This window comes from Fortiea sp. LEGE XX443 (genome assembly GCF_015206815.1).
Classification (GTDB): Bacteria; Cyanobacteriota; Cyanobacteriia; order Cyanobacteriales; family Nostocaceae; genus Nostoc_B.
Window position 1 is genome coordinate 49,451 of the sequence record NZ_JADEXZ010000034.1, and the last position, 6,000, is coordinate 55,450.

A 6,000-nucleotide genomic window follows, 5' to 3' on the forward strand; every position below is an offset into this window, starting at 1 on the left:
TTAGCGGAATCATAAAAATCAAGAGTAAAAACAGGTTAATACAGACATAAATAAAAGTTTTCAGTCTTTATATATAGCAATACTAAATTATTCATGAACAACAAGATACCCGACTGCTTAAAGAAATCGGGTATCTGATTATTTTGATATTCATAAATTAAATAAGATTACTATTACTATAACTCAATCAACTTCAATAGAAGTTAAAAATATCGATACATTAGCCTTTGGCATAATCTAACCTATTCGATAGAAACAGCTACAATATTATATGATGATTTTCTTGTGGGATAAGCTTTCTAGCCTGTTTGCTGCAATACTATATATAAAAAAATTTTGCGCTCTAATAGTTATCTTAGAGCGCATAGTCAAACAGAAAAAAGCTAATAAAAAAAGATGGTTGATGTATTTCCTGCGGCAAATTAGAGATTTCCTAACTGGTTGCGTAGATTGTACATTGTTTCACCTATTTCTGATCTCAAGTTAGAGAGTAAATCGTCTATGCTGCTGAGTGTGCTGTTAATCGCATCATTTGTGTCAGTTGTACTACCTGATGTATTTCTAGGTGGTCTTCTTCTGGTGACTACACCACCCTCAATAGTTTTCATTTCCAAATCATTCAGTTCATTGATATTCTGTATATCACTACTGAGATGTAGGTCAGATATAGTTATCTTTGCCATTTTAGTAACTCCAAATTTCGACGATTGTAATAAACACAATTTGGTAAATAAACCAATGTAAAACCCAAATTGCCCTCATATATTATTTTGCAATTTAATTTGAGCAATTCAACATTTTTAGAGGATTTTTTTAGACAGAATTCAAAGATTTTTGTCTGTAAAAGTGATAAATTTATAGTAGTGAAATTATTTTGTCTGGTATTTCTATCCAATTAAATAGGGACGCAATTGATTGCGTCCCTATTGGTTTGAGTTTAGAGACGTTGCATTACAACATCTCTACAAAGATTAATTTTGTGCCTGTGGTTGTATGCCAGGAATTGTTACGTCTATTGGCATTACCTGTTTGGCTAAACCTGTCAACGGCGGTTGAATTGTGGTTTGATTGCCCACAACCAGAGTTACTAAGTTTTCTGGTTTAAGGTATTGCTTGGCTACTCGTTGCACATCGGCTGCTGTGGTGGCAGCGACAGCTTTTTGATAACGAAACAAAAAGTCAGACGGGTAGCCGTAATATTCGTATCGCATCAACCGGGATAAAGTTTGGCTGGGATCTTGAAAATTGAATACAAAAGAATTGAGGGTAGACTCTTTGGCAAAAGCTAGTTCTTTGGCGGTTACAGGTTGAGCTTGGGTGCGCTTAATTTCAGCCTGTAAGGATTTGACAAACTGCACAGTAGCATCAGAACGGGTTTGTCCACCAGCTAAGAAAATTCCAGGGTAGTCAAAGCGGGGACTCCATTGCCCATATACAGAGTAAGCCAAACCTTGACGCGATCGCACTTCGTTAAATAAGCGGCCGCCAAACCCATTCAACACTCCATTCAATACATCTAATGCAGCATAGTCGGGACTATCAAACTTGCCCCCTAAATGCCCAAGCAGCACGCTACTCTGAGTTAACTGTGGCTGATTGACAAAAAATACCCCACCCACCTTTGCTGCTGACACCTCTGGTAACTGGGGTTTAGTCATTTTAGGGTTGCGTTGCCAATTACCTAACTTAGATTGGATGAGCGATCGCATTTTTTTAGAGTCAAAATCCCCGACAACCCCCAAAATTATATTATTGGGGTGAAAGTATTGCTGGTAGAACTTTACCAAATCGTCACGGTTAATCCGATCTAGAGTTTCATATTCTACCGTCCGCGCATAAGGGCTTTCTTGTCCATAGATCAATTTTTTGAATTCTCGACTGGCAATAGCATTAGGATCGTCATTGCGACGATTAATACCGCCTTTTACCTGCGTCTTAGCTAAATCAAGTTTTTCCTGAGCAAATACTGGCTCTCGTAGCACCTCAGCAAACAATCCAAACACTGTTTCGACATCTTCACTCAATGCCTCAAAGTCTGCGTTACCTGTAGCCTCATTAATACTAGTTTCGACAGAAGCTGCTCTCTGTTCTAACATCTCATTGAGTTCATCTGCCGAATGCTTTTTAGTTCCGCCAGTCCGCATAACAGTTCCTGTCAAACCAGCTAACCCAACTTTCTCGGCTGGTTCCCAACGGCTCCCTGTACGCACCAACGCTGTACCACTGACTAACGGCAGTTCGTGATCTTCTAGTAGATACACAACCATGCCGTTTTGTAAAACAAACCGCTCATACTTGGGTAATTTTATCGCAGGTAGGGCTGGTAGTTGTAAATCAGTGTAATGCTTGGCTGCTGCTGTCGCCGCCAAAGAAAAGTCAAAAGTCAAAAGTAAAAAGGCAAAAGCAAACATTAATACATAAATCAATCTCTTGCCATTTGATATTTTGAATTGCATCAACCTTTTACCCTTCACCTCATATCTGTGCATATCTCTTGTCCTTCGCGCCCTTTGCGTTCTTTGCGGTTTGTTTTTCATCCTTGTTTCGACAACAGCTTACCAATAGTGCGATTTTCAGGTATAAACGCTGCCTTTGCCACTCGCTGAATATCAGCCGGAGTTACCGCCGCAATTTGATCTAACTGCTTGAACAAGTTCTGCCAAGCACCTGTTTTTACCTCATATTCCAGCAGCAGCTGTGCCATCCCCGTATTAGAATCAAGGCTGCGTAATAAATCTGCCCTGGCTTGAGTTTTTACCCGCTGTAACTCAGTGGCGTTCACAGGTTGAGTTTTCAATCTGTCAATTTCCTGGCGTAAACCTACTGCCAACTGATCAACAGTATTTCCCGGAGCCGTCAGCGCATAAAATAGCATCAAATTGGGATACTTATCTCCAGGAAATCCGCTAAAACCTTGAGCAGTGAGCGCCAAACGTTGTTTTTCTACCAAAGATTTATAGAGTCGCGACGTGCGTCCCTCGCTCAGTAGCCTACCAATGATTTCATAAACAGCATTATCTGGATGGGTAATTGCTGGGCGGTGATAACCTTCCAAATACCAAGGTTGAGAAGGTAGTTCTAAGGTTACTTCCCGTGTTTGTGTTTGCTTGGGTTCCGTGGGAATTTTGGATTGCGGCTTGGGTTTTGCTTGGTAGCGGCCAAAATAAGTTTGTGCGAGTCGTTTCACTTCATTGGGGTTGACATCACCGACAATTGCGATCGCAATATTATTTGGTACGTAATAGATATCAAAAAACTTCTGCACATTGTCTGGTGTCAAGTTGCGGATATCTTCGTCATAACCAATCACTGGCCGTTTGTAAGGATGGACTTTGTACGCCGTATCGATAAATTTTTCCACCATTTGTCCAATAGGTGAATTGTCTACTCGTAAGCGTCGCTCTTCCAAAATTACATCTTTTTCTTTATAAAACTCCCGACTCAGTACAGGTTCAAGAAATCGCTCTGACTCTAGCGACATCCAAAGTTCTAACTTATTAGATGGAAAGCTGTAAAAATAACGAGTGGCTTCGGTAGAAGTAGTAGCATTTAAACCTACTCCTCCCGCTTGTTGGACAATTTGCCCCATTTCGTTTTGTTTGACTAGCTTGGCTGCTTGCGCTTCTAATTGTTTAAATTCAGCTTGCAACTGTGCTATCTCATCTTTTTTACCATCGGCTTTGGCAGTTCTAATTTGGCTATCTAACTGCTCTAAGCGTTCTAGTAGAGGTTTTTCAGCTTTGTAATCTGTAGTACCAATACGTTTTGTGCCTTTAAAGGCTAAATGTTCCAGAAAGTGCGCCACACCTGTTTGCCCATCTGGCTCATCTATACCACCAACATCGGCGTATGTAAGAAAGGACACCACAGGTGCTTGATGGCGTTCTAAAACGATGAACTTCATCCCATTGCCAAGCTGAAACTCTGTCAATTGCTTAACAACTCGATCCAAGTAAGGTTGAATCGAACTTTTATTGGGTGGGGCGGGTGCTTTGTTTGGTTGTAATGTTCTTGAAGGAGGCGGCGCAGTTTGAGTTTGCGCTAAAGCGATTTCTGGTAGTGAAACCCATGAGAACGTTGTTAGCGCCAATAAAGTAATCAACAGCCAAGACAATTTGACAAACACTTGATTTGAGTGATTTAAAACTACTTGCCGGCTACTAAGCTGATTCATAAGCAAAAATCAATTCAACTACAGGTTGAGATAGAATTCAGGATTACGATAGCAGTCCTGAGTTCTAAATGGAGTCAGATAATAATCTTATTAGTAGCATCAGCAACTAGCAGATGGCGGAGAGCTACAGGAATTTCTGAATCGGTGCGATCGCCTGATCTTGTAGGCTGTGTTATTTCATTAAATGCAGCGAACCAATCATAAAATGACAGTAGGCAATTACAAGCACTTTTCATGGATGGCGTGGCGTAGTGCTTGCACTTGCTCTAACTGTTATATTTGTTATTGCAGACGTACAGCCAGGCGATCGTACACCAACTCACATAACTCAAAAATTATCGGATAAGTGATTTCGCAAAAAACATTAATTCCTTGTGGCTGGAGAGTTACTATACCCATTTGTATCAATACTTTCAGATGCTTGGAACTGTAGGGGACTGCGAACCCTAAGGACTGGAAAGTTTACCCAAGTTTTATACCAGATGGAGACCAAATTGTGAGGCAGCGCGTTGCAAGGGTTCCCCCGTTGTAGCGACTGGTGAAACCGTGAGGGTGAGAAAACATATATGACGCGAGTGGAAAATACAAATACTCGGTTACGTCATTAACTTGCACGTCTTCACCGCAAAACTTTATACTATTCCAAAGCCGAACAAATATTTAGATGCTCAATTAAATTATTACTTCATTATTTAAAGTATCAAAATATACTTGTATAAATCAATTCATCCCTTCATTCCGCAACGCCAAAAAACCCTCTTAATTAATAATCTTCATACTCAAGTCTAACCACTTTGATTGAGTTATCGGTGCACTACTAGAAATATAATCAACCCCAGTCCCAGCTATGGCACAAATAGTGTCCAAAGTCACATTTCCAGAAGCTTCAATTTTTACTAAACTATTCTGTTGGCGAATTAGATGCACTGCCTCACGCATTTTATCCAGACACATGTTATCCAACATAATTATGTCGACTTTGTAATGTAAAGCTTCTTTCACCTGCTCTATACTTTCCGTCTCTACTTCTATCGTCAACGGATAAGGTATTTGAGAACGAATACAGGTAATTGCTTGGCCAATTCCCCCAGCCGCAGCAATATGGTTGTCCTTAATCATCACCGCATCATCTAACCCCATGCGGTGATTAATTGCCCCACCCACAGCAGTCGCATACTTTTCCAACAGTCTCAGCCCTGGTGTAGTTTTACGCGTGTCTACCAACCGAGCAGGTAAATCAGCAATTTTCTCTACATATATATTAGTTAAAGTTGCAATTCCACTCAAACGCATAGCCAAATTGAGTGCCACCCGTTCCCCTGTCAACAACGCATCTAAGGAACCTTTAATCTCAGCTATTACCTGTCCTGATTCACATCTTGCACCTTCAGCCACGACAGCCACAAAATCTACTTTTTCATTCAGAAGCTGAAACACCCTCGCTGCAATTGGTAAGCCGGCAATTACTCCTGGCGCTTTGGCTATCCATTTAGCTGTTCCTGACGTAACATCTTCAGATAGTAGGCTATTTGTTGTGCGATCGCCTCGACCAACATCCTCCAGCAACCAACCTCGTAACAGCGGATCTAAAACCAGCCAAGGCGGTAAAACACCAACTTTACTCACAACTTAAATTACTTCCTTTGTTACTTCCGCAAATACCATAGCCTAAAAGCCCTACTGTCCAAACTCTAAAGCCGGATAAAAAAAGTTAAAAAAAAGGTTGACACGCTCAAAGAAGATAGATATATTAGATAAGTGCCTGAGAGACGAGCGCTGCAAAGCGGAGTCCGAGGGAGCCGAACCTTGAAAATATTATAGTTTGA

Annotated in this window: 5 protein-coding genes and 1 pseudogene; 1 reads left to right on the forward strand and 5 read right to left on the reverse strand. The window is 40.8% G+C overall.

Annotated features, from left to right (window positions below; translation table 11 throughout):
• Positions 1-422: 422 nt before the first annotated feature.
• The 4 genes from IQ259_RS14425 to IQ259_RS14440 all read right to left on the reverse strand — a co-directional run bounded on the left by IQ259_RS14425 (position 423) and on the right by IQ259_RS14440 (position 4,410).
• Positions 423-683 carry a hypothetical protein gene (locus IQ259_RS14425; RefSeq protein WP_193885853.1) on the reverse strand — a complete coding sequence of 87 codons (261 nt, stop codon included), beginning with the start codon at positions 681-683 and terminating at the stop codon, positions 423-425.
• A 288-nt stretch (positions 684-971) separates the two neighbouring features.
• On the reverse strand, positions 972-2,489 hold the full coding sequence (locus IQ259_RS14430; protein WP_193885855.1) for a pitrilysin family protein: 1,518 nt from the start codon (positions 2,487-2,489) through the stop codon (positions 972-974).
• Positions 2,490-2,533: 44 nt separating this feature from the next.
• Positions 2,534-4,174 carry a pitrilysin family protein gene (locus IQ259_RS14435; protein ID WP_193885857.1) on the reverse strand — a complete coding sequence of 547 codons (1,641 nt, stop codon included), beginning with the start codon at positions 4,172-4,174 and terminating at the stop codon, positions 2,534-2,536.
• 74 nt (positions 4,175-4,248) lie between these two features.
• Positions 4,249-4,410 carry a hypothetical protein gene (locus IQ259_RS14440; protein WP_193885859.1) on the reverse strand — a complete coding sequence of 54 codons (162 nt, stop codon included), beginning with the start codon at positions 4,408-4,410 and terminating at the stop codon, positions 4,249-4,251.
• A 218-nt stretch (positions 4,411-4,628) separates the two neighbouring features.
• On the opposite strand from IQ259_RS14440, the pseudogene IQ259_RS14450 reads away from it, so the two are divergent.
• Positions 4,629-4,893: pseudogene (locus IQ259_RS14450) on the forward strand (IS1 family transposase); the annotation flags it as partial.
• 40 nt (positions 4,894-4,933) lie between these two features.
• Here IQ259_RS14450 and nadC read toward each other — a convergent pair.
• On the reverse strand, positions 4,934-5,800 hold the full coding sequence (nadC, locus tag IQ259_RS14455; protein WP_193885861.1) for a carboxylating nicotinate-nucleotide diphosphorylase: 867 nt from the start codon (positions 5,798-5,800) through the stop codon (positions 4,934-4,936).
• Positions 5,801-6,000 lie beyond the last annotated feature (200 nt).

Bases quoted from the DNA above. Each gene is read 5' to 3' on its own strand.
- IQ259_RS14430 (WP_193885855.1), bottom strand. From the start codon at position 2,489: ATGCACAGATATGAGGTGAAGGGTAAAAGGTTGATGCAATTCAAAATA.
- IQ259_RS14435 (WP_193885857.1), bottom strand. From the start codon at position 4,174: ATGAATCAGCTTAGTAGCCGGCAAGTAGTTTTAAATCACTCAAATCAA.
- IQ259_RS14440 (WP_193885859.1), bottom strand. From the start codon at position 4,410: ATGAAAAGTGCTTGTAATTGCCTACTGTCATTTTATGATTGGTTCGCT.
- IQ259_RS14425 (WP_193885853.1), bottom strand. From the start codon at position 683: ATGGCAAAGATAACTATATCTGACCTACATCTCAGTAGTGATATACAG.